At 63.3% G+C, this 21,717-nt stretch carries 21 protein-coding genes; 16 read left to right on the top strand and 5 right to left on the bottom strand.

Annotated features, from left to right (window positions below; all coding sequences use genetic code 11):
• Positions 1-115 precede the first annotated feature (115 nt).
• The 8 genes from dusB to hflX all read left to right on the top strand — a co-directional run bounded on the left by dusB (position 116) and on the right by hflX (position 10,270).
• Complete coding sequence (gene dusB, locus AC1D1B_RS25985; RefSeq protein ID WP_477267077.1) at positions 116-1,144, top strand: tRNA dihydrouridine synthase DusB; 1,029 nt, start codon at positions 116-118, stop codon at positions 1,142-1,144.
• Positions 1,141-2,286, top strand: coding sequence for a two-component system sensor histidine kinase NtrB (locus AC1D1B_RS25980; protein ID WP_477267076.1), 1,146 nt, complete (start codon positions 1,141-1,143; stop codon positions 2,284-2,286). The genes dusB and AC1D1B_RS25980 overlap by 4 nt, the downstream gene beginning before the upstream one ends.
• Positions 2,283-3,740, top strand: a complete 1,458-nt coding sequence (ntrC, locus tag AC1D1B_RS25975; protein ID WP_181056897.1) for a nitrogen regulation protein NR(I) — start codon at positions 2,283-2,285, stop codon at positions 3,738-3,740. Before AC1D1B_RS25980 ends, ntrC begins: the two co-directional genes overlap by 4 nt.
• A 144-nt stretch (positions 3,741-3,884) precedes the next feature.
• Complete coding sequence (locus tag AC1D1B_RS25970; protein WP_477335687.1) at positions 3,885-6,173, top strand: sensor histidine kinase NtrY-like; 2,289 nt, start codon at positions 3,885-3,887, stop codon at positions 6,171-6,173.
• Positions 6,163-7,524, top strand: a complete 1,362-nt coding sequence (gene ntrX, locus AC1D1B_RS25965; protein WP_181056899.1) for a nitrogen assimilation response regulator NtrX — start codon at positions 6,163-6,165, stop codon at positions 7,522-7,524. Before AC1D1B_RS25970 ends, ntrX begins: the two co-directional genes overlap by 11 nt.
• 102 nt (positions 7,525-7,626) lie before the next feature.
• On the top strand, positions 7,627-8,487 hold the full coding sequence (locus AC1D1B_RS25960; RefSeq protein ID WP_477335685.1) for a D-amino-acid transaminase: 861 nt from the start codon (positions 7,627-7,629) through the stop codon (positions 8,485-8,487).
• 145 nt (positions 8,488-8,632) lie between these two features.
• Entirely contained in the window at positions 8,633-8,878 is a 246-nt protein-coding gene (gene hfq / locus AC1D1B_RS25955; protein ID WP_006202172.1) for an RNA chaperone Hfq, read from the top strand.
• The gene (gene hflX / locus AC1D1B_RS25950) at positions 8,879-10,270 is read left to right on the top strand and encodes a GTPase HflX (RefSeq protein WP_477335683.1); all 1,392 of its coding nucleotides are present in this window, start codon (positions 8,879-8,881) and stop codon (positions 10,268-10,270) included.
• A 6-nt stretch (positions 10,271-10,276) separates the two neighbouring features.
• Here the strand turns inward: hflX and mazG are convergent, their stop codons facing one another.
• Together mazG and AC1D1B_RS25940 are read right to left on the bottom strand one after the other, a co-directional pair.
• A complete protein-coding gene (gene mazG, locus AC1D1B_RS25945; RefSeq protein ID WP_477335681.1) occupies positions 10,277-11,101 on the bottom strand; it encodes a nucleoside triphosphate pyrophosphohydrolase in 825 nt (274 codons plus the stop codon).
• A 323-nt stretch (positions 11,102-11,424) separates the two neighbouring features.
• On the bottom strand, positions 11,425-12,699 hold the full coding sequence (locus AC1D1B_RS25940; protein WP_477335679.1) for a winged helix-turn-helix domain-containing tetratricopeptide repeat protein: 1,275 nt from the start codon (positions 12,697-12,699) through the stop codon (positions 11,425-11,427).
• Positions 12,700-12,867: 168 nt separating this feature from the next.
• On the opposite strand from AC1D1B_RS25940, the gene AC1D1B_RS25935 reads away from it, so the two are divergent.
• Entirely contained in the window at positions 12,868-13,074 is a 207-nt protein-coding gene (locus AC1D1B_RS25935) for a hypothetical protein (protein ID WP_477335677.1), read from the top strand.
• Between the two features lie 22 nt (positions 13,075-13,096).
• Here the strand turns inward: AC1D1B_RS25935 and AC1D1B_RS25930 are convergent, their stop codons facing one another.
• Positions 13,097-14,281, bottom strand: coding sequence for an amino acid aminotransferase (locus AC1D1B_RS25930; protein WP_477335675.1), 1,185 nt, complete (start codon positions 14,279-14,281; stop codon positions 13,097-13,099).
• 176 nt (positions 14,282-14,457) lie between these two features.
• On the opposite strand from AC1D1B_RS25930, the gene phnX reads away from it, so the two are divergent.
• On the top strand, positions 14,458-15,270 hold the full coding sequence (gene phnX, locus AC1D1B_RS25925; protein WP_477335673.1) for a phosphonoacetaldehyde hydrolase: 813 nt from the start codon (positions 14,458-14,460) through the stop codon (positions 15,268-15,270).
• Between the two features lie 110 nt (positions 15,271-15,380).
• On the opposite strand, the gene AC1D1B_RS25920 is transcribed toward phnX, so the two are convergent.
• Positions 15,381-15,818: a DUF3592 domain-containing protein gene (locus tag AC1D1B_RS25920; RefSeq protein WP_477335671.1), complete on the bottom strand. Its 438-nt coding sequence runs from the start codon at positions 15,816-15,818 to the stop codon at positions 15,381-15,383.
• 168 nt (positions 15,819-15,986) lie between these two features.
• On the opposite strand from AC1D1B_RS25920, the gene AC1D1B_RS25915 reads away from it, so the two are divergent.
• The 6 genes from AC1D1B_RS25915 to AC1D1B_RS25890 all read left to right on the top strand — a co-directional run bounded on the left by AC1D1B_RS25915 (position 15,987) and on the right by AC1D1B_RS25890 (position 20,884).
• On the top strand, positions 15,987-16,520 hold the full coding sequence (locus AC1D1B_RS25915; protein ID WP_477335791.1) for a sigma-70 family RNA polymerase sigma factor: 534 nt from the start codon (positions 15,987-15,989) through the stop codon (positions 16,518-16,520).
• On the top strand, positions 16,517-17,293 hold the full coding sequence (locus AC1D1B_RS25910; RefSeq protein ID WP_477335669.1) for an anti-sigma factor family protein: 777 nt from the start codon (positions 16,517-16,519) through the stop codon (positions 17,291-17,293). The genes AC1D1B_RS25915 and AC1D1B_RS25910 overlap by 4 nt, the downstream gene beginning before the upstream one ends.
• A gap of 23 nt (positions 17,294-17,316) precedes the next feature.
• On the top strand, positions 17,317-18,033 hold the full coding sequence (locus tag AC1D1B_RS25905; protein ID WP_477335667.1) for a Bax inhibitor-1/YccA family protein: 717 nt from the start codon (positions 17,317-17,319) through the stop codon (positions 18,031-18,033).
• A gap of 182 nt (positions 18,034-18,215) precedes the next feature.
• The gene (locus AC1D1B_RS25900; protein ID WP_477335665.1) at positions 18,216-19,088 is read left to right on the top strand and encodes an aldose 1-epimerase family protein; all 873 of its coding nucleotides are present in this window, start codon (positions 18,216-18,218) and stop codon (positions 19,086-19,088) included.
• Positions 19,089-19,219: 131 nt separating this feature from the next.
• Positions 19,220-19,969 (top strand): DUF2066 domain-containing protein, encoded by a 750-nt coding sequence (locus AC1D1B_RS25895; RefSeq protein WP_477335663.1) that lies wholly within the window; start codon positions 19,220-19,222, stop codon positions 19,967-19,969.
• A 153-nt stretch (positions 19,970-20,122) separates the two neighbouring features.
• Positions 20,123-20,884, top strand: coding sequence for a GNAT family N-acetyltransferase (locus AC1D1B_RS25890; RefSeq protein ID WP_477335661.1), 762 nt, complete (start codon positions 20,123-20,125; stop codon positions 20,882-20,884).
• 13 nt (positions 20,885-20,897) lie between these two features.
• On the opposite strand, the gene AC1D1B_RS25885 is transcribed toward AC1D1B_RS25890, so the two are convergent.
• The gene (locus AC1D1B_RS25885; RefSeq protein ID WP_477335659.1) at positions 20,898-21,716 is read right to left on the bottom strand and encodes an MBL fold metallo-hydrolase; all 819 of its coding nucleotides are present in this window, start codon (positions 21,714-21,716) and stop codon (positions 20,898-20,900) included.
• Position 21,717 lies beyond the last annotated feature (1 nt).

Here is a 21,717-nt window from a genome sequence, read left to right as displayed (position 1 = left end):
TGGCTAAGGCCAGCATTTTCCCAAATGCGCCGCATTGTGACGTCATTGCGCGTTGCACAATGCCTTTCTTATGGCTAGAGAATGTGCAGCAATCCGATATGCTTGGTTTTTGTGCATGCCTGAAGTGACAAAATTGGCTTTGCCGCTCGATGTCGGCGGCGTGAAGATACGCAATCGCGTCTTCCTCGCGCCGATGTCTGGGATAACGGACGAGCCGTTCCGGCAACGCGCCTATGCGCACGGCGCAGGCCTGGTCGTGTCGGAAATGGTGGCGAGCGGCGAGCTTGCCAAGGGCAGGGCCGGCTGCGACCTGCGCATCCGTCATTCCGGGTTGCCCGTCCACATGGTCCAGCTTGCCGGCCGCGAGGCCTCGCATATGGCCGAGGGTGCGCGCATCGCCGCCGGCGAGGGCGCCGACATCATCGACATCAATATGGGCTGCCCGGCCAAGAAGGTGACCGGGGGCTATGCCGGCTCGGCGCTGATGCGCGATCTCGACCACGCGCTGTCGCTGATCGAGGCGGTGGTCGGTGCAGTCCAGGTGCCGGTCACAGTCAAGATGCGGCTGGGCTGGGACGAGAACGCCCTCAACGCCCCGGCTCTGGCGCGGCGCGCGGAAGAGGCCGGCGTCAAAATGGTAACCGTGCATGGCCGCACGCGCTGCCAGTTTTATCAAGGCAAGGCCGACTGGGGCGCGATCGCCCGCATCAAGGATGCTGTTTCGATCCCGGTCGTTGCCAATGGCGATGTCGGCTCACCTGAGGCTGCCGCAGAAATCCTCGAACAGTCTGGCGCCGATGCGGTGATGATCGGCCGGGCGCATTACGGCGCGCCGTGGACGGCGGGCCGCATCGCCGTGGCGGCTGCGGGCGAGGCGCCCTCCGGCGTGCCGGACAGCCCGAAAGCCATGGCCGACTACATAGCCGCCCACTACGAAGACATGCTGGCGCTCTATGGCGTCGAGAGCGGCCTGCGCCAGGCGCGCAAGCATCTCGGCTGGTATCTCGACCGCCATGCAGCCGACGTCTCCAACGAACGGCGCAAAGCCATCCTCACCTCGTTCGATCCCGCTCACGTCATCGCCGCGCTGCGTGAGGTGTTTTCCTGTGAAGGCGAGACCACGCCCATGCGGAGCGCTGCATGAACGCCTCCGTCGCACCGAGCACCGACATGGCGGATGCCGCCAGTATCGTGCTGAACACGATCCGCCGTCCGGTGATCATGGTCGACCCCGAAGGCTTCATCACCTACGCCAATGCCGATGCGGAAGACTTCTTCCGCTCCAGCGCCAACATGCTTGCCCGCAACACGCTTTCCAAGCTGATCCCGTTCGGCAGCCCGCTGTTACAGCTGGTCGACCAGGTGCGCGAGCGCCGCGCACCGGTCAACGAGTACCGTGTCGACGTGTCGTCGCCGCGTCTCGGCATCGAAAAAGTCGTCGATCTCTATGTCGCCCCGGTGCCGGAATTTCCGGGCTCGGTCGTGGTGATGTTCCAGGAACGCTCGATGGCCGACAAGATCGACCGGCAGATGACGCATCGCGGTGCCGCGCGTTCGGTCACCGGCCTTGCCGCCATGCTGGCGCACGAGATCAAGAACCCGCTGTCCGGCATACGCGGCGCGGCACAGCTTCTCGAATTGTCGGCTTCCGACGAGGATCGCGCGCTGACCCGCCTGATCACCGACGAGACCGATCGCATCGTCTCCCTGGTCGACCGCATGGAGGTGTTTTCCGACGAGCGGCCGATCGATCGCTATCCCGTCAACATCCATGTCGTGCTGGACCATGTAAAGGCGATCGCCAAGAACGGTTTTGCCAAAAGAATCAGGATATTGGAGGACTATGATCCATCATTGCCTCCAGTTTTCGCCAACCGCGACCAGCTGATCCAGGTGTTTCTGAACCTGGTCAAGAACGCCGCCGAGGCCATCGGCGGCGATCCGCAAGGTGAGATCATTCTGTCGACCGCGTTCCGGCCGGGCATCCGGGTCTCCGTTCCGGGAACGCAGGACCGTGTCTCGCTGCCGCTGGAATTCTGCGTGCGTGACAATGGGTCGGGTGTTTCGGAAGACATCTTGCCGATCCTGTTCGACCCGTTCATCACCACCAAGCCGAACGGCTCGGGGCTCGGCCTGGCGCTGGTGGCGAAAATCGTCGGCGAGCATGGCGGCATCATCGAATGCGATTCGACGCCGCGCGGCACCACCTTCCGCATCCTGATGCCGGCCTGGAAAGAGACACCGATCGGCATCGCCGATGATGAAGGCGAAGGAGACCGCAAATGACGGTTCGCGGTAATATTCTCGTCGCCGACGACGATGCGGCTATCCGCACCGTGCTCAACCAGGCGCTGTCGCGCGTCGGCCATGAGGTGCGCGTAACCTCCAACGCCTCGACGCTGTGGCGCTGGGTGGCGGCGGGTGAGGGCGATCTGGTGATCACCGACGTGGTGATGCCGGACGAAAATGCCTTCGACATGCTGCCGCGCATCAAGAAGGCGCGGCCCGAACTGCCGGTCATCGTGATGAGCGCGCAGAACACCTTCATGACCGCGATTCGTGCTTCCGAAACAGGCGCTTACGAGTATCTGCCGAAGCCGTTCGACCTGACTGAACTGCTCAGCATCGTCAACCGCGCGCTGTCCGAGCCGAGGCGGCCGAAAATCGACACCCGGCCGGAAGAGCAGCCTGACGCCATGCCGCTGGTCGGCCGCTCGGCCGCCATGCAGGACATCTACCGCATGCTGGCGCGCATGATGCAGACCGATCTGACGGTGATGATCTCGGGCGAATCCGGGACCGGCAAGGAACTGGTGGCCCGCGCGCTGCACGAATATGGCCGCCGCCGCGGCGGTCCGTTCGTCGCCATCAACATGGCGGCGATCCCGCGCGATTTGATTGAATCGGAACTGTTCGGTCATGAGAAGGGCGCCTTCACCGGCGCGCAGAACCGTTCCACCGGCCGTTTCGAGCAGGCCGAGGGCGGCACGCTGTTCCTCGACGAGATCGGCGACATGCCGATGGAGGCGCAGACAAGGCTGCTGCGCGTGCTGCAGCAGGGCGAATACACCACGGTTGGCGGGCGCACGCCGATCAAGACGGATGTGCGCATCGTCGCCGCCACCAACAAGGATCTGCGCACGCTGATCAACCAGGGGCTTTTCCGCGAGGATCTGTTCTATCGCCTGAATGTCGTGCCGCTGCGGCTGCCGGGCTTGCGTGAGAGGTCGGAAGACATTCCCGATCTGGTGCGGCATTTCTTCAAGATCGGCGCCAGCGAGGGCCTGCAGACCAAGCGCATTTCGACCGGCGGCATCGAATTGATGAAGCGCTATCCCTGGCCGGGCAATGTGCGCGAACTGGAAAACCTGGTGCGCCGGCTTGCCGCGCTCTATTCGCAGGACGAAATATCCGCCGAGATCATCGAAGCCGAGCTGAAGACAGGCGAAAGGCCGGTCGTTCCCGGCGGCGGCAATCTGATCCCGGACGATCTCTCCATCGGCCAGGCGGTGGAGCACTTCCTGCAGCGCTATTTTGCCTCTTTCGCCGGCGAATTGCCGCCGGCCGGCCTCTATCAGCGCATCCTGTCCGAGGTCGAATATCCGCTGGTGCTGGCTTCCATGACGGCAACGCGCGGCAACCAGATCAAGGCGGCCGAATTGCTGGGCTTGAACCGCAACACGCTGCGCAAGAAGATTCGCGAACTCGGCGTCAACGTCTACAAATCGTCGCGGTCGTGAGCGCGAGCCATCCGACGTGACGTGCGGTCATCCCCTTTTCAGGGGATCGGTGGGCGAAAGATTTCCGTCGCGGCCATACTTGTTGCATAATCGCCACAATGCGTTGCATACATCCGACGCAATCACTGGCTCTTAGACGGCGACATGGCTTCGCAAGCTCTGACATCAAACGAACCGCTTTTCAGCAGGCCCGGCGGAAGGGATGGACGCCGGCTGCTTGCGCTGCCCGGCGTTGTCGCAATCGCCGGTGCGCTGGTTACAGCCGCAATCTCATTTGCGATCCTGGTCGGCGCGACGCCGATCACACCGGACGCAACCACGACGCTGACGCTGATTGCGGTCAACGCCGTGTTCGTGCTGGCGCTGATCGCCCTGGTCGGCCGCGAGGTGCGCCGCATCGTCATGGCGCGCCGGCACGGCAAGGCGGCGTCGCGGCTGCATGTGCGCATCGTGGCGATGTTTGCGCTGGTCGCCGCCATCCCCGCCATCATGGTGGCCATCATCGCCTCGATCACGCTCGATATTGGCCTCGACCGCTGGTTCGAGATCCGCACCAAGACGATCGTCAATTCGTCGCTGTCGATCGCTGACGCCTATGTGCAGGAAAATGCTCGCAATCTTCAGGGCACGACGCTGTCGATGGCCTACGACCTCGACGCCTCGCGCACGCTTTACGGCCTCGATCGAACCGGCTTTCTCGACCTGATGAACAAGGAGGCCGTGGGCAGGACCCTGGCGCATGCGGCGCTGATCAAGCCGGATGGCTCTTTCGTCATGAGCGCCAAGACCAATACGAATTTCGCCATGCCGGAGCCGCCGGAGGGGGCCGTGGCAAGTGCGGCCGACGGCAAGCCGGTGCTGATCGAGCCGAAGACGCGCAACATCATGGGCGCCATCGTCAAACTGCGCGAGATCGAAGGCCTCTATCTCTACACCATTCGCCTCGTCGATCCCGAGGTGATCAAGGCGCGGCAGATCGTGCAGTCCAACACCGCCGAGTATCGCGGCCTGGAAGATAACAGGCGGACCTCGCAGGTGGCGTTTGCGCTTCCGTATCTGTCGCTGACGCTGATCATCATCCTGTCAGCCATCTGGACCGGCATAGCGGTGGCCGACCGTCTGGTGCGGCCCATTCGCCAGCTCATCGGCGCGGCTGACGAGGTTGCCACCGGCAATCTCGATGTCGCCGTGCCGGTGCGGCCTTCCGACGGTGACGTCGCCTCACTTGGCGATACGTTCAACAAGATGCTGCTTGAGTTGAAATCGCAGCGCAACGAAATCCTGTCGGCCAAGGATTTGATCGACGAGCGGCGGCGTTTCTCGGAAGCGGTGCTGGCCGGCGTCACTGCCGGCGTCATCGGCGTCGATCCCTATGGCATCGTCTCCATCGTCAACAAATCGGCTGAGACGATGCTGGCCATATCGGCCACGGCGGCGCTCGGGCAGAACCTGTCGGCCGTGCTGCCGCATGTCGGCCGTGTCTTCGAGATCGGCCGCAAATCGGGCAAGCCGGTCTATCGCGAGCAGGTCACCTTCTACCGCACTGGGGCCGAGCGCACCTTCAACGTGCAGATCACCATCGAGGCCGGCGACGACGGCGAGGACGAAAAGTCCTACGTGGTGACGGTCGATGATATCACCGATCTTGTTCAGGCGCAGCGCTCTTCGGCCTGGGCGGATGTGGCGCGGCGCATCGCGCATGAGATCAAGAACCCGCTGACGCCGATCCAGCTCTCAGCCGAGCGCATCAAGCGCCGTTTCGGCAAGGTCATCACCGAGGACCGCGAGATTTTCGACCAGTGCACCGACACCATCATCCGCCAGGTCGAGGACATCGGCCGCATGGTCGACGAATTTTCCGCTTTCGCTCGCATGCCGAAGCCCGAGATGAAGGCCATCGACTTGCGCGAGTCGCTGCGCGAGGCCTCCTTCCTGGTCGAAGTCAGCCGTGCCGACATTGCCTTCGAGCGTGTTTTCGGCAGCGAGCCGCTCAAGGGTACCTTCGACAGCCGGCTGATGGCGCAAGCCTTTGGCAATGTCATCAAGAACGCCGCCGAGGCCATTGACGGACTTGATTCAAAGGACCGTTCGGACGGCACAATTCGGATTCAAGCCGGGCGCCAAGATGGCGCCATACGAATCGACGTTATCGACAATGGCAAAGGCCTGCCGCGCGAGAATCGCCAAAGGCTGCTTGAGCCCTATATGACGACACGCGAGAAGGGGACCGGGCTCGGTCTCGCCATCGTCAAGAAGATCGTGGAAGACCATGGTGGGCGCCTCGAACTGCACGATGCGCCGCCGGATTTCCATGGTGGGAGAGGCGCGATGATCTCGATCATCCTGCCACCAGCTGCCGCAGCCGCGCCGCCACGCGGTCAAGGTGAAACGGAACGCGAAAGAGAAACTGAAAAGGTCGGTAATGGCGTCTGATATTCTCATCGTCGATGACGAGGAAGACATCCGTGAACTCGTCGCGGGCATATTGAGCGACGAGGGGCATGAAACCCGCACGGCGTTCGATGCCGACAGCGCGCTGGCGGCAATTGCTGATCGTGCGCCACGGCTGATTTTCCTCGACATCTGGCTGCAGGGCTCGCGCCTGGACGGGCTGGCGCTGCTCGACGAGATCAAGACGATGCATCCGAGCTTGCCGGTGGTGATGATCTCCGGCCACGGCAATATCGAGACGGCAGTGTCGGCCATCCGCCGTGGCGCCTATGATTTCATCGAGAAGCCGTTCAAGGCCGACCGGCTGATCCTGATTGCCGAACGTGCGCTCGAAACCTCGAAATTGCGGCGCGAGGTCTCCGACCTCAAGCAGCGCAGCGGCGAGACCTTCGACCTGATCGGCATGTCGTCGGCGATGAGCCAGCTGCGCCAGACCATTGAGCGCGTGGCGCCGACCAACAGCCGCGTCATGATCATAGGCCCGTCCGGATCTGGCAAGGAGCTCGCCGCCCGCGCCATCCACACGCTCTCGACGCGCAAGGGCGCGCCGTTTGTGACGCTGAGTGCGGCCAACATCACGCCCGAGCGCATGGAAATCGAGCTGTTCGGCACCGAATCGAACGGCACCGAGCGCAAGGTCGGAGCGCTGGAGGAGGCGCATCGCGGCATTCTCTACATCGACGAAGTCGCCGACATGCCGCGCGAGACGCAAAACAAGATCCTGCGCGTGCTGGTCGAGCAGCAGTTCGAGCGGGTCGGCGGCACCAAGCGGGTCAAGGTCGACGTCCGCATCATTTCCTCGACCTCGCAGAACCTCGAAGCGATGATCGCCGACGGCCGTTTTCGCGAGGATCTCTATCACCGCCTCGCAGTGGTTCCGGTCATGGTGCCGGGCCTGGCCGAGCGGCGCGAGGACATCCCCTATCTCGTCGACAATTTCATGAAGCAGATTGCGCGTCAGGCTGGCATCAAGCCGCGCCGCATCGGCGACGATGCGCTGGCCGTGCTGCAGGCGCACAACTGGCCGGGCAATGTCCGCCAGCTGCGCAACAATGTCGAACGGCTGATGATCCTGGCGCGCGGCGACGATGTCGATGCGCCGATTACCGCCGACCTTTTGCCGTCCGAGATCGGCGATGTCATGCCGCGCACGCCCAACCAGTCGGACCAGCACATTATGGCGCTGCCGCTGCGCGAGGCCCGCGAACAGTTCGAGAAGGACTATCTGATCGCCCAGATCAACCGTTTCGGCGGCAACATCTCGAAGACGGCCGAGTTCATCGGCATGGAGCGCTCCGCGCTGCACCGCAAGCTGAAGTCGCTGGGGGTCTGATCCCCATTGTTGTTGGTCCAGCGGGCCGCGGCCCATGCAATTGCCGGTTACGGCAGCGGCGGAATCGCCTAGGAATAGCGGGACTTTTCTGAGGGATCACCCATGCCGCGCATTGCCTATGTGAACGGGCGCTATGTCGCCCATGCCGACGCTGCTGTGCATATCGAGGATCGAGGCTATCAGTTCGCCGACGGCGTCTATGAGGTCTGCGAGGTGGCGCAAGGCTATATCGTCGACATGCCGCGCCATCTTGCCCGGCTGAACCGTTCGCTCACCGAACTCTCGATCGACTGGCCGGTCACCAAGGGCGTGCTGCCGCTTCTGCTGCGTGAGGTCGTGCGCCGGAACTACGTCGTCAACGGCCTGGTCTATGTCCAGGTGACGCGCGGGGTTGCCAGCCGCGACTTCGTTTTCCCGGAAGATACGCTGTCGTCGCTGGTCATTACGGCGAGGAAAGCCGATCCGGCGGCGGCCGCCAAGCGGGCCGAGACCGGGATCAAGGTCATCACCGTGCCGGAAAACCGCTGGGACCGGGTCGATATCAAGAGCACCGGCCTGCTGCCCAATGTGCTGGCCAAGCAGAAGGCCAAGGAAGCCGGCGCCCAGGAAGCCTGGTTCGTCGACACCGACGGCAACGTCAAGGAAGGCGGTTCGTCGAATGCCTGGATCGTCACCCGGGACGGCGTTCTGGTGACCCGGCCGGCCGAGCACGGCATCCTGCGCGGCATCACCCGCACCACCATGTTCGAGGTGGCGGCCAAGCTCGGTTTGAAGATCGAGGAGCGCGGTTTTTCGGTCACCGAGGCAAAGGCGGCGCGCGAAGCTTTCATCAGTTCGGCAACGACAATCGCCATGCCGGTGGTGGCAATTGACGGCGCCGCGGTCGCCAATGGCCATCCGGGTTCGGTAACACTTTCCTTGCGGCAGGCATTTTTTGACGTTGCGGAAAAAAGTCCAGCCTGATAACCGCACAGACGGACTGCACATCAATATATCTCGTTCTGCTTGTCGTTACTGACGGCAAGGGGGTGTTTGCAAGCTTGACATGTGCCCGCTAATTTGGCGCATTGGCCTGCAAACCGAAGGGGATCGGCGAAAGACAAGAACAATGGCGGAACGATCGCAAAACCTTCAGGACCTGTTCCTGAATTCTGTTCGCAAGAGCAAAAATCCACTCACCATCTTTCTCATCAACGGCGTCAAGCTGACCGGCGTGGTCACTTCCTTCGACAATTTCTGTGTCCTGCTACGCCGTGACGGCCACTCCCAGCTCGTCTACAAGCATGCCATTTCCACGATCATGCCGAGCCAGCCGGTTCAGATGTTCGATGGCGAGGAAAGCCAGGGCGCCTGATTGGCACGTGAGAAAGACGCGGACCGCAGTGTCCGCGGGAAACCAGCGCATCACCCCGGGACGGAAGCCCAAGGTCCGACCCGGGCGGTTGTCATTGTGCCGGTGCTTACCCGGCATCAGCGCAACGATGACGAAACAAATCGTCCGCGCCTGACGCGTTCGGCCGATGCGCGCCACGACGAAGCGGTCGGCCTTGCCCGCGCCATCGACCTCGATCTGATCCACACGGCGGTGGTGACCGTCAACGATCCACGCCCGGCAACCTTGCTCGGCAGCGGCAAGGTTGCGGAGTTCGCCGAGATCGTCAAAGAAGGGCACGCGGAGGTGGTCATCGTCGACCATCCGCTGACGCCGGTGCAGCAGCGCAATCTCGAGAAGGAATTCAACGCCAAGGTGCTCGACCGCACCGGGCTGATCCTGGAGATTTTCGGCGAGCGCGCCCGGACCAAGGAAGGGACGCTGCAGGTCGAGCTTGCCCATCTCAACTACCAGAAGGGCCGCCTGGTGCGGAGCTGGACCCACCTTGAACGTCAGCGCGGCGGCGCCGGCTTCCTCGGCGGCCCGGGCGAAACCCAGATCGAATCCGACCGGCGGCAGCTGCAGGAAAAGATCATCAAGCTCAAACACGAGCTGGAGACGGTACGCCGCACGCGCGACCTGCATCGCGCCAAGCGCAAGAAGGTGCCGTTCCCGGTGGTGGCGATCGTCGGCTACACCAATGCCGGCAAGTCGACGCTGTTCAACCGGCTGACCGGAGCCGACGTGCTGGCAGAAGACATGCTGTTTGCCACGCTCGACCCGACGCTGCGCCGGGTGCGCCTGCCGCACGGCGCGCCGATCATCCTGTCGGACACGGTCGGCTTCATTTCGGACCTGCCGACGCATCTGGTCGCCGCCTTCCGCGCCACGCTGGAAGAGGTGGTCGAGGCGGACCTGGTCATCCATCTGCGCGATATTTCGGATCCGGACACCGCCGCTCAGGCCGAGGACGTCGAACGCATCCTCGCCGATCTCGGCGTCGATGCCGGCGACGCCAAGCGGGTCATCGAAGTCTGGAACAAGGTCGACCTGCTCGACGACGGCAACCGGGAGCGCCTGCTTGCCGATGGCGTCGACGCCAACAAGGCGCCGCCGATCGCCATCTCGGCCATCACCGGCGAAGGCATCGATGCGCTGAAGGCGCTGATCGAAACCAGGATGTCGGGCGAACTCGAGGAACTGACGGTGACGATCGAGCCGGCGCAGTTTGGTCTCGTCGACTGGCTCTACCGCAATGGCGACATCGTTTCGCGGTTAGACAATGAGGATGGCAGCGCGACCATCGCGCTCAAGGCCACGCACACAGCCCGGCAAGAGATCGAAAGCCGATTGCAGCGCAAAAACAGGCAGTAAGCCCGTTTATTTCGCGCCCTTGGCCTGCTGCCAGAGCGCTTCCATTTCGTCCAGAGTGGCTTTTTCCAGCGTGCCTCCCGATGCCTCTAGCGCGCGCTCGACATAGTGGAAGCGCGAGCGGAACTTTTCATTGGTACCGCTGAGGGCCGCTTCCGAATCGAGCTTGAGGTGACGGCCCAGATTGACGACGGCAAACAGCATGTCGCCGAACTCGTCCTTGATCTCGGCCGTTTCGCCCTTGGCCAGCGCCTCGCGCAATTCGCCGATCTCTTCCTCGATCTTGTCGAGTATGGGGGCGGCCTCGCTCCAGTCGAAGCCGACTCGGGCAGCCTTTTCTTGCAGCTTCAACGCTCGCGTCAAGGCGGGCAGGGCGACCGGTACGCTGTCCAGAAACCCCTTTCCATTGTCTTCAGGGTCGAGGTCGCGGGCGAGGCGGGCGCTTCGCTTCTCAGCCCTCTCCTGCGCCTTGATCTTTTCCCACATGCCCTTGGCCATGCCTGCACTGCGCGCCTCCTCGTCGCCGAAGACATGCGGATGGCGGCGGATCATCTTGGTGGTGATGGCCTCAACCACATCGCCGAAGGCGAAGTCGCCCGCCTCCTGCGCCATCTGCGCGTGGTAGACGACCTGCAGCAGGAGATCGCCGAGCTCGTCGCGCAGATCGTCGAGATCGCCGCGCGCAATGGCGTCCGCCACCTCATAGGCCTCCTCGATTGTATAGGGAGCGATAGTCGAGAAATCCTGCTCGATGTCCCAGGGACAGCCGGTCTTCGGCGCCCTGAGTGCTGCCATGATCTCGATCAGCCGGGAAATGTCCTGCGAAGGTTTCATGGCCGGGATGCTATCGTGCATGCGGCCGGCCGGCCAATGCCGTCGGCCGGCGAGGGGAGATTGTCCACAGGTGGCGGCAGACCCAGCCACTCTGCGAAGGTCGGTTGACCAGGACTTTTCGCCGCCGGGCCGTGGTGAAGTCTATCCTTCGTTATCAACGCGCTGCAGGATCGCGCGATAACGGCTGCACACGGCGGGATCCTCATAGAAGTCCAATTCCGCATCAACAATCGCGTCAAGGCGTAGTCCGGGATAATGTGCCTTGACCTTTGCCAGGACGTCTTGCGCCTGCTTGATTTCACCGAGTTCGGAATGGCAGACGATTAGACGAACAACCACCGCGGCACATCAGCCATTTTCGCATAGCAGGCCGTTGCCTCGCGATATCGTCCAGTTGTGGTCAGTATGATGCCGCGAAAGTCTTCATACCATCCCACGGCGTATGGGTCGCGGCGTTGGGCTTCGTTTATCTCAACAAGCGCCTCATCCGACCTGTCCGTGTAGTTCAGGAAAAGCGCACGGAAACTAAGAATGAACGGATCGTTCGGATTGAGGGCAACCGCCCGGTCAAGACTGATTTCAGCCTGCCTGAATTGGCGCAAGTACAAGAGAGCAAAGCCGGTCGCGAGATGGCCGTAGGCCTCGTCGGGGTCGAGCTGCAACGCTGTTTTTGCCATCTCCAGTGCGGAATGCAGATAATCTGAATTGTAGTAGATCCAGAAGAACTTGAGGGTCTCGACAACGCCGAGCATGGCGTGGGCAGCAGCAAACCGCGGATCAAGCTTTACCGCCTGGCGCAGAAACGGTTCAGCTTCGTGCGCGGCGTCATAGACGGCCGCCAGTTGCAGGGCTCGTAAGTAGAACTCATAGGCCGACATGTTGTCCGTCGGCCGGGCCCTGGCGCGCGACGTAATCGCGGTTCTGGTCTGCCGGGCCAGGCGGGCTGTAATCATCTGGGTGATTTCGTCCTGGATGGCGAAAATGTCGTCGAGCTGGCGGTCGTAGTGCTCGCCCCAGATATGAGCCAACGAGACGGCGTCTGTCAGCTGCACCGTGATGCGGACCCGGTTGCCAATCTTTCGCACGCTGCCGTCGACGACGTACTGGATGCCAAGTTTCTTCGCGACGTCGGCCACGTCATTGGCCTTGCCGCGGAACTGGAAGGAGGAGTTCCGCGCGATGACCAGGAACTCCCGGAACTTGCCAAGCTCGGCGATGATGTCTTCCGTTATCCCGTCGCTGAAATAGTCCTGCTCCGGGTCGCCGCTCATATTGTCAAAGGGTAGAACGGCAATGGACGGCCTGGTCGGCGCCGTGGCATCTGCCGTGGCCACGAAGGGCTTGGGGCCCGCATATTTATAGCCGCGGCCATGCACGGTTACGATCATTTCGGCGGGCAACAGTTTTCGCAGCGCCGAAATGTGGACCTGCAGCGTGTTCTCCTCCACCACCAGGCCGGGCCAGACCGCATCGAAGAGTTCGGTCTTGCTGATCACGTCGTCCGGCCTCTCCAGCAACATCGAGAGGATTTCGAAGGACCGCCCCGAAAGCTCCACCGGCCCGTTAGGCGCCAGCAGCCGCCGTTCGGCGCGTTTCAAACGATAGTTCCCAAACTCCAAATCCATTGGCCAAGAACCCACCCCTCGCGGGCAGGATAATCCAAGATCACCTTGAAGGCGAACTTCAGGGCTGTTCAGGACTCTTCAGGTCCGGGCCAAGGACCTGAACGGCAACCGGTGTCACTCTCTCCGTCACAGGAGGACACCATGACTGACGTGCACATCCTCATCCGCCGCCTTAACCCGTCGCGGTTCAGCTTTGCGTGGCCGGAAATCGGCGCATCGCTTGCCGCCATATTCAGCTTGGTGGCCGAAGCGATGGCCATGGCCTACGCGGCCCCCTACACCAGTCGCCGTCGCCAGCCGCAGGTCATTCCGGATGATGATCTCGAAGGTCGGGACCCCAACTGGTGAGCTGCGCTTTTCCTGGAATTGCTCAGTCGAGCACCGAGACAACAGCCTTGGCGAGGTCATCCATGCCGTCTTCGGGCAGGCCGGCGACGTTGATGCGGCTGTCGCCGACCATGTAGACGCCGTATTCGGCCCGCAGCCGCTCGACCTGCGCCTCGGACAGGCCAAGCCTTGAAAACATGCCGCGATGGCTGGCGATGAAGTCGAAGCGGTCGGAGTTGGATTGCCGGCGCAACGCGTCGGCGAACTGGACGCGCAGCCTCAGCATGCGCAGCCGCATCTCCTCGAGTTCCGCCTCCCAGTCGGCGCGAAGGCCATCGTCTTCCAGCACCATGCGCACGGCAGCCGCGCCATGGTCTGGCGGCATCGAATACATGGCGCGTGCCGCCGCCAGCATCTGGCTCATTGCCACATCGGCCTGGGCGCCGTCCTTGGCCAGGATCATCGCCGCGCCGACGCGGTCACGATAGACGGCAAAGTTCTTCGAGCAGCTCGAGGCAACGACCATTTCGGGAACCTTCGCCGCCAGCAGGCGCAAGCCGGCGGCGTCGGCATCGAGGCCTTCGCCAAAGCCCTGATAGGCAATGTCGACAAAGGGCAACAGCCCGCGCTCGACAACGAGATCGGTAATCCTGGCCCACTGCGCCGTATCGAGATTGGCGCCGGTCGGGTTATGGCAGCAGCCATGCAGCAGCACGATGTCACCGGCTTCGGCGGTACCCAGCGCCGCCAGCATGTCGTCGAAACGCACCGCGCCGGAAGCGGCATCGAAATAAGGATAGTCGCGCACCTTAAGGCCGGCGCCGCGCATGACCGGCGGATGGTTCGGCCATGTCGGATCCGACAACCAGACGGTCGCGTCGGGGCGGGTCCGCTTCAAAAGCTCGGCCACCAGCCGCAGCGCGCCGGAACCGCCGGGCGCTTGCGCCGCGCGGATACGCGTCATGTCTGCCGCCGGGCCGAAGGCCAGCTTGACCATCGCCGTGTTGAAGGCGGTGTCGCCGAGGAGGCCGAGATAGGTCTTGGTGTCCTGGCCCTGCAGCAGCCGCTTCTCGGCCTCGCGCAAGGCGCGCATGACCGGTGTCTTGCCGTCGCGGTCCTTGTAGACGCCGACGCCGAGGTCGATCTTGCCGGGGCGCGGATCGGCACGGTAGAGGCCGATCAAGGCAATGATCTTGTCAGCCGGGGCAGGTTGCAGGGTCTCGAACATCAATACGGCTCCAATGGCGGCGGAGTGATACGCAAAGCGGCCGCGTTTCGCCAGTGCTTTCATTTGCACCAGCCCGCGCCCTCTGTCTCCCCTTGGCCTGCAGGAGGCTTGCCTACACGCTCCTGTCACATCGGCGTAGTTTGAATAGGCATCGCAGACGCCAGAAAGATCGCCTGATGACCCCCCAGCATCTGCTTCGCGCCGTCGTTTTCGACTGGGCCGGCACCGTCGTCGATCATGGCTCGTTGGCGCCGATGGGCGTCTTCGTCGAAGCTTTCCAGGAATTCGGCATTGTCATCAGCATCGAGGAGGCGCGTGGGCCGATGGGCATGGCCAAGCGCCCGCACATTGCCGCGCTGATGGCGCTGCCGAGGATCTCGACCGCCTGGGCCAGGCAGCACGGGCACGCACCGACCGACACCGACATCGACGCCGTCTATGACGTCTTCGTGCCGAAGAACCGGGCGGTGGCGGCTCGCTTTTCCGATGTCATTCCCGGCGTTGCCGACGTGGTCGCCACGCTGCGCGCGCACGGCCTCAAGATCGGCTCGACCACCGGCTACACACGCGACATCATGGCCGAGATCCTGCCTGGGGCGGCAGCGCACGGTTTTGCACCGGATTGCCTGGTCTGCACCGGCGATACGCCGGACGGCAGGCCGACGCCGTTCATGCTGTGGAAGGCGCTGACCGAACTCGGCGTCTATCCGCCATGGCTCAGCGTCAAGGTCGACGACACCGAGGTCGGCATTTCAGAAGGCATCAATGCCGGCGCCTGGACGGTCGGCGTGTCGGTCACCGGCAATGTCTTCGGCCACACTCTGGCGGAAACGCAGGCAATGGCGCCCGAACTGTTCCGCACCAAGCGCGCCGAGGCGGCGGCCAAGCTCAGCGCTGCCGGTGCGCACTATGTCGTCAATGGCGTTGCCGATCTGCTGCCGGTCATTGCGGTGATCGAGGGCAGGCTTCGGCGCGGCGAACGGCCCTGAGGGCGCCAAGCGATCAATGTGTCGTCCGCGGCTTGATGCGAATACCTTTTCCCGCGGCTCCGCCTCGATGCTGTGCGACGGGCGCGGTGCGCCCTCCGACAGCAAGGCGGCTATGGCCCTGAATTCGAGTTGACCCGCCGCATAAGCACCCGTCCAAGCACGGTGAGCACGATGCCGATCAGCAGGAAGAAACCGCCGAGCATGCCGGCCAGCCCGGCAAGGAACCAGCGGCCGGCGAAGCGGTCGACCGAGGCATTCTGCGGATTGGTTGGATCGTAGGCGACAGGGACGCTGTCGCCATCGCCCCAGAACGAGCTGTGGACGGCATTGTTGAAGCGGATGACGGTGCCGTCGGCTGTCGAGAACTCGATACGGGGATTGTATTCGGCGGCGACAATCCTGCCTGTCGCCGAAGCGGTGCGAGGGCCGTACATCTCGACCATGGCCAGCACGCCGGAAACGATCAGTCCGACAATGCCAAGGATCATGAAGACCCTGCCGACGATCGGCAGCGCCGCGGCACCCGTCACCCGATCCCCACCGACCATCTTTTGCTCCCTGGAAAGACGGGAAGGCTAAGCCATCAGCATAAAGCAAACATCTGCCGCGCGGGAGATGGGCGGTTGCGCAGCGCATTCCTGACGGCATGACGCCCACGACGCGGAAAGTTCTGGTGTGCGAGGGATTAAAATCCCCACATGCTCCGTAAACAGGGCATGAAACGGTCGATGCCACGCTTCGATATAGTTGGACAGCTGGGTTCGCTGCGGCGCTATGCACGATCGCTGACGCGCGACAGCACTGACGCCGAGGATTTGGTGCACGATGCGCTAGTGCGCGCCTATGAGCGGCGCGGCACATTCCGTTCCGGCGGCAATCTGCGGGCATGGCTGCTGTCGATCGTCCACAACGCCTTCATCGACAAAATGCGCTCGCGCCGATCGGAGGCGGCGCGCGTCGAACAGGCCGGCTATCTCACTGATGCCAGCACGCCGGCGCCACAGGAACATTCCGTGCGCCTGGCGCAGGTGCGCGAGGCCTTTTTCAGCCTGCCGGAAGAACAGCGCTCGGCGCTGCATCTGGTCGCCATCGAGGGCCTTTCCTATCAGGAGGCCGCCGACGCCAGCGGGGTGCCGCTGGGCACGCTGATGTCGCGCATCGGCCGGGCGCGCGCCGCGCTGCGCTCGATGGAAAGTGCTGCCCCTTCGCCGGCTAAAAACCATCTGAGGATCGTGGGAGACCCGTCATGACCGATCTGTTGCGGGACCCGGTGACCGATACCGATCTCGACGCCTATGTCGACGACCAGCTGGATGTCGCGCGCCGCATCGAGGTCGAAGCGTTTCTGTCTGCACGTCCGGAGACAGCGGCGAGGGTGATGTCCGACTTGAGGACGCGCGACGAGCTGCGCCTGGCGTTGGCTGCTTCCACAGGAATGGCGCGGCCGGCGACGACGGAAGTCGCGCGCCGGCTGGGCAGGGGGCTGGCCAGTCGCCGCGTCTTCGCCGTGCTGCAGCGGGCGGCCGCGGTCGCCGTCTTTGTCGCTGCCGGCTGGCTGGCGAATGGCCTGTTCGGGCCGCTGCTGGTGACCAAGGTGGTGGCTTCGCCGCCGCCGCCCGCCTATGTCGAAGAAGCGATCCGAGCGCATCGGACGACGCTCATGCGCGAAGCCATGCCCTCGCAGCTGGAGGCGCCCAACTACAATGGCGACGAAATCCGCGCCGCGACGGCAATCGTCATGCCATCGCTACCCAAGGACTGGAAGGTCCGCGACGTGCAGATCTATCCGTCGCGCTTCGGGCCGAGCGTCGAGGTGGCGCTGGAGACGAAGGATATGGGGCTGGTCTCGCTGTTTGCGATCCGGCCGGGAACGTTCGACGTGGTCAAGCCTGCCATCGCGCCCTCGGGCGATATTTCCTCGGCCTATTTCCAGATCGGCGAGGTCGCTTACGCGGTTGTTGCGCGCAGCGACGTCCACGATCTCGATCGTGCCGCCGAGACGCTCGCCAGAACGCTTTATTGAGACCTCACATAAGGAGAACCCGCATGAACACCCCTGATTTGGGATACCAAATGGGCACCGGCGCTCGCGCTGGCGCCGTCTATGACGAGGGCCTGCGCAGCCACATGCTGCGCGTCTACAACTATATGGGTGTCGGCCTCGTCGTCACCGGCGTCATCGCCTTCGTGGTCGCCTCGACGCCGGCTCTCTACGTGCCGATCTTTTCCACCCCGTTGAAGTGGGTGGTGATGCTGGCGCCGCTTGCCTTCGTTCTGTTGTTTTCGTTCAAGATGCAGACGATGTCGGCGGCGAGCGCCCAGACGACGTTCTGGGCCTTTTGCGCGGTGATGGGCCTGTCGCTGGCTTCGGTGTTCCTGGTTTTCACCGGCACCAGCATCGCGCGCACCTTCTTCATCGCCGCCACCATGTTCGGCGCCACCAGCCTCTATGGCTACACGACCAAGCGCGACCTGACCCAGTTCTCGTCCTTCCTGATCATGGGCCTGATCGGCGTGGTGATCGCCAGCGTCGTCAATATCTTCCTCGGCTCGACCGCGCTGCAATTCGCCATCTCGGTGATCGGCATCGCCGTGTTTGTCGGCTTGACCGCCTGGGATACGCAGACGATCAAGGAACAGTATGCGGAGAATTTCGACGCGGAATCGCAGCAGAAGCTCGCCGTCTTCGGCGCGCTGTCGCTCTACCTGAATTTCGTCAACATCTTCCAGCTGTTGCTGAATTTCACCGGCGAACGTGAATAGTCGAACCGTAGCAGGCAACAATCTCGATCTCGCAGTGGCCGGAGAGAAATCTCCGGCCACTGTTGTTTTGCCATGGGGTCATCCCTCGCAGCTCAGTGAGGCGCGCAGTGTCCCTGCCGCCCTTTGAGTCCACGCGAGCCTTTGCTAACCTGCCGCTCGCACGCAGTTTTTCGCGAGGACGCATGGAACAAGTGACGCTTCACGGCGACGGCATCTCGGCGACCATTGTCGGGCAGGGGGCTGAACTGGTCTCTCTGCGCAACGCCGAGGGTCTGGAGTTTTTGTGGCAGGCCGGACCGGAATGGCGACGTCATTCGCCGGTGCTGTTTCCGATCGTCGGCCGGCTGAAGGGCGACCAGTTGCGCCATCGCGGCCAGGTCTATCCGCTGACGCAGCACGGCTTTGCCCGCGACAAGCCGTTTGCGTGGGCGCAGACGACCGCCCGATCCTGCACGCTGGTGCTGACCGACGATGCCGACACCCGCACGCGCTATCCCTTCGCGTTTCGCCTGGCTGTCACCTACACGCTGGAGCGCCAGCAACTCGGCGTGTCCTTCGACGTCACCAACACCGGCGACGAGACGCTACCGGCCTCGGTCGGGGCGCACCCAGCATTCAATTGGCCGTTGCTGCAAGGCCTCGCCAAGACCGACTACCGCCTGACCTTTGCCGCTGATGAGCCGGCGCCGATCCGCCGGCTGAAGGACGGCCTGGTGCTGGCTGCGCCGCAGCCGACGCCCATCGAAGGCAAAACGCTGGCGCTCTCCGAAGGATTGTTCGACGCAGACGCTGTGATCCTCGACCGGCCGGCCAGCACCAGCGTGCGTTATGCCGCCGCGCACGGTCCGGCGATCGAGATGTCTTGGCAGGGTTTCAAGGAATTGGGTGTCTGGTCGAAACCCGGCGGCGCGCCGTTCCTGTGCATCGAACCCTGGCACGGCCTTGCCAGCCCCGTCGATTTCGACGGCGAGTTCGCCGACAAGCCGGGCGTAATGCTGATCGCGCCCGGGGAAAAGCGCGTGCTAAGCTATCAGGTAAAGCTGGCATCCACCTGACTGGTGCCGGGCCTCCAGCCGCTTGAAATTCCTGAAATGACCGGGAATATGTATCCAACGGATTTTTCCGGACCCTTCGGGAGGAGCGGCTGATGCCTGGATGCTTGAAATTCGGGTTTGTGGCAGCTGTGTTGGCTGCGCTGATTACCTTTCCCGTCGCTGCCGCTGATATCGACCGGGCCAGCCTCTACCGCGCGCAGTCGGTGACCAGCGGCACCGGCGAGGAGAACCGGGCCTGGGGCCTGGCGCCGTGCCTTGAAGAGGTGCTGGTCAAGGTCTCCGGTGACCCGCGACTGATCGGCGATCCGCGTGTCGCGGAAATGAGCCGGCACGCGGCCGACTATGTCACTGGTGTCGGCTACCGCGACCTGCTCAACAACCGTCCGCCGCATGACGAGCAGGGCACCCATGACCGGCCGCAATACATCACCGCCGATTTCGATCCGGACAAGATCGACGCCTTGCTGGCGTCACTGGGACATAAGCCATGGGCGTTGCCACGGCCCGCAATCGTCGCGTTGCTCGACATAAAGCCGATGAAAGGCGATGGCTTCACGCTGGTGCGCGATGGCGGCGGCGAGCTTGCGGCGGATATGCGCGGCGCGCTGGTGGCTGCCGCACACCGGACCGGTTTGCCGCTGGAGCTGCCCCGGCCGGCTGATGTCGTGCTCGCCGATGTAGCCGATAGGCTGGGCGGCGATGCCCTGCTTGCCGGCACTTTGGCATGGCGCCAGGAAGCGCTGGGCTGGGTCGGCGACTGGCGGCTCGGCTTTAAGGGCAAGGAATACCGCTGGCAGGTGCGCGGCGTCAGCTTCGACGACGCGTTCCGCAATGCCGTGCGGGGAACGTTGCAGATCCTGTCGGGCAATGGACAGCCGTAAGCCGGCTATGCGGCACCCACCCATAAAAGTCGCATAAGATAGATTATGGAACTGACGCATTGGGCTGCAGTCGGGAATTGCTGCTGATTTTCATAGGCTTGGCACGACTGATGTGCGTTGCCTTGAACTGATGGCCAACGCTACGCTGCATGAATGACAACAGCAAAGCGTGAGATCGAAGCGGCGATCGAAGTGTTCGTGCACGGCTACAGCACGGACAAGAGCCGCACCTTTCCATATCAGGCCGGCCGCGTCGGACCCTTGTGGCTGATGCGCGATGCGCCGCGCAAGAACGCGCGCGACTACCGTGGCGAAGAATGGGTCGTCCATGACGTCGATGCCGAGGAAGCCGATGCGATCGTGCGGCAGCATGCGCGGCCGGGCTTCGCCATCTCCGTGGTGATTGCGACCGACGAACCGGATCAGCCGGTGCGAACCGCCTACAAGGCTCTCGGCTACCGGCTGCTGCGGACGGAAGGTTTTTTCGTCCAGCCATTGCGCCAGATCCCGGATCCGCGAGCCGCTGTCTTGATTGAGCGCGTGCAGACAGTCGAACGAGCGGCGCAGCTGGCGAAGATCATCCGCAGGCGGCCAATCGCGGCCGATCTGCTCGGCGACGGCGCGCCGTTCCGCCAATATGTGGCGCTCGATGGCGACGCTATCGTCGGGCGTGTGCGCAGCATAGACGCCGTCGGCGCCACATGGTGCTCGGCAATGTATGTCGAGCCTTCGCACCGGCGTCGCGGCATCGGCCAGGCGCTGATGTCCAAAATGCTGCAGGACGACCGGGCGCGTGGGTCGCGGTGTTCGGCGTTGATGGCGACGCATGCCGGGGCGCTGCTTTATCCCCGCATGGGCTATGAGCGAATTGGGACGCTGCTGATATTCGGGCCAAAGAGCCAAACGTCCTCATAAGGAGCTGTTCGTATCACGCTGATTCATAAGGAATTTCGATCACCATGCCATCATAGGCCGGGGTGACGTTGGCCGGCACCTCGGCCTTGACCGTGGCATAGTCGAGCGGCACATGCATATGCGTCAGAACGGCCTGTTTCGGCACCAGTTTTTCAATCCAGCCGAGCGCCTGGCCGAGCGACAAATGGCTGGGATGGGTGTTGTGCTGCAAGGCATCGATGACCAGCATCTCCAGGCCGCGCAGCCGCTCGGCGGTGGCGTCGGGGAAGTCGCTGATATCAGGGCAATAGGCCAGTCGATCGATGCGGAAACCGAGCGAAATGATGTCGCCATGGATCTGCGGCAGCGGCTCAAGGGTGAGGGCACCGCCCTCGCCTTCGATCGTTACCGGCCTGGCGTGATCGATGATGTGCGGCCTGACGATGGGCGGATAAGAGCTGCCCAGCGGCGTCTCGAAGCAGTAACCGAAGGCCTCGCGCAGCCTAAGCATCGTCGGCTGGTCGGCGTGAACGTCGATCAGATGGCGTTGCTCGAGCACATAGCCGCGCAGATCGTCGATGCCGTGGATGTGGTCGGCGTGCGGATGGGTATAGACGACAGCGTCGATGCGCCGTACCGCCGCCATCAGCATCTGCTCGCGGAAGTCAGGCCCGGTGTCGATGACGACCGTGGTCCTGGAGCCATTCGACGCAATCCGCTCGACCAGTGCCGCGGAGCGTGTGCGCCGGTTCCTGGGATTGGCCGGGTCGCAATTGCCCCAGTCGCCGGTGATGCGCGGCGTGCCGGGCGACGAGCCGCAGCCGAGAATGGTGAGGCGCAGCCGGTCGCTCATG

This window comes from Mesorhizobium sp. P2_C5_2 (assembly GCF_056404535.1).
Note: the sequence above shows the minus strand (reverse complement) of the source record. Positions and strands in the feature narration are given on the sequence as shown.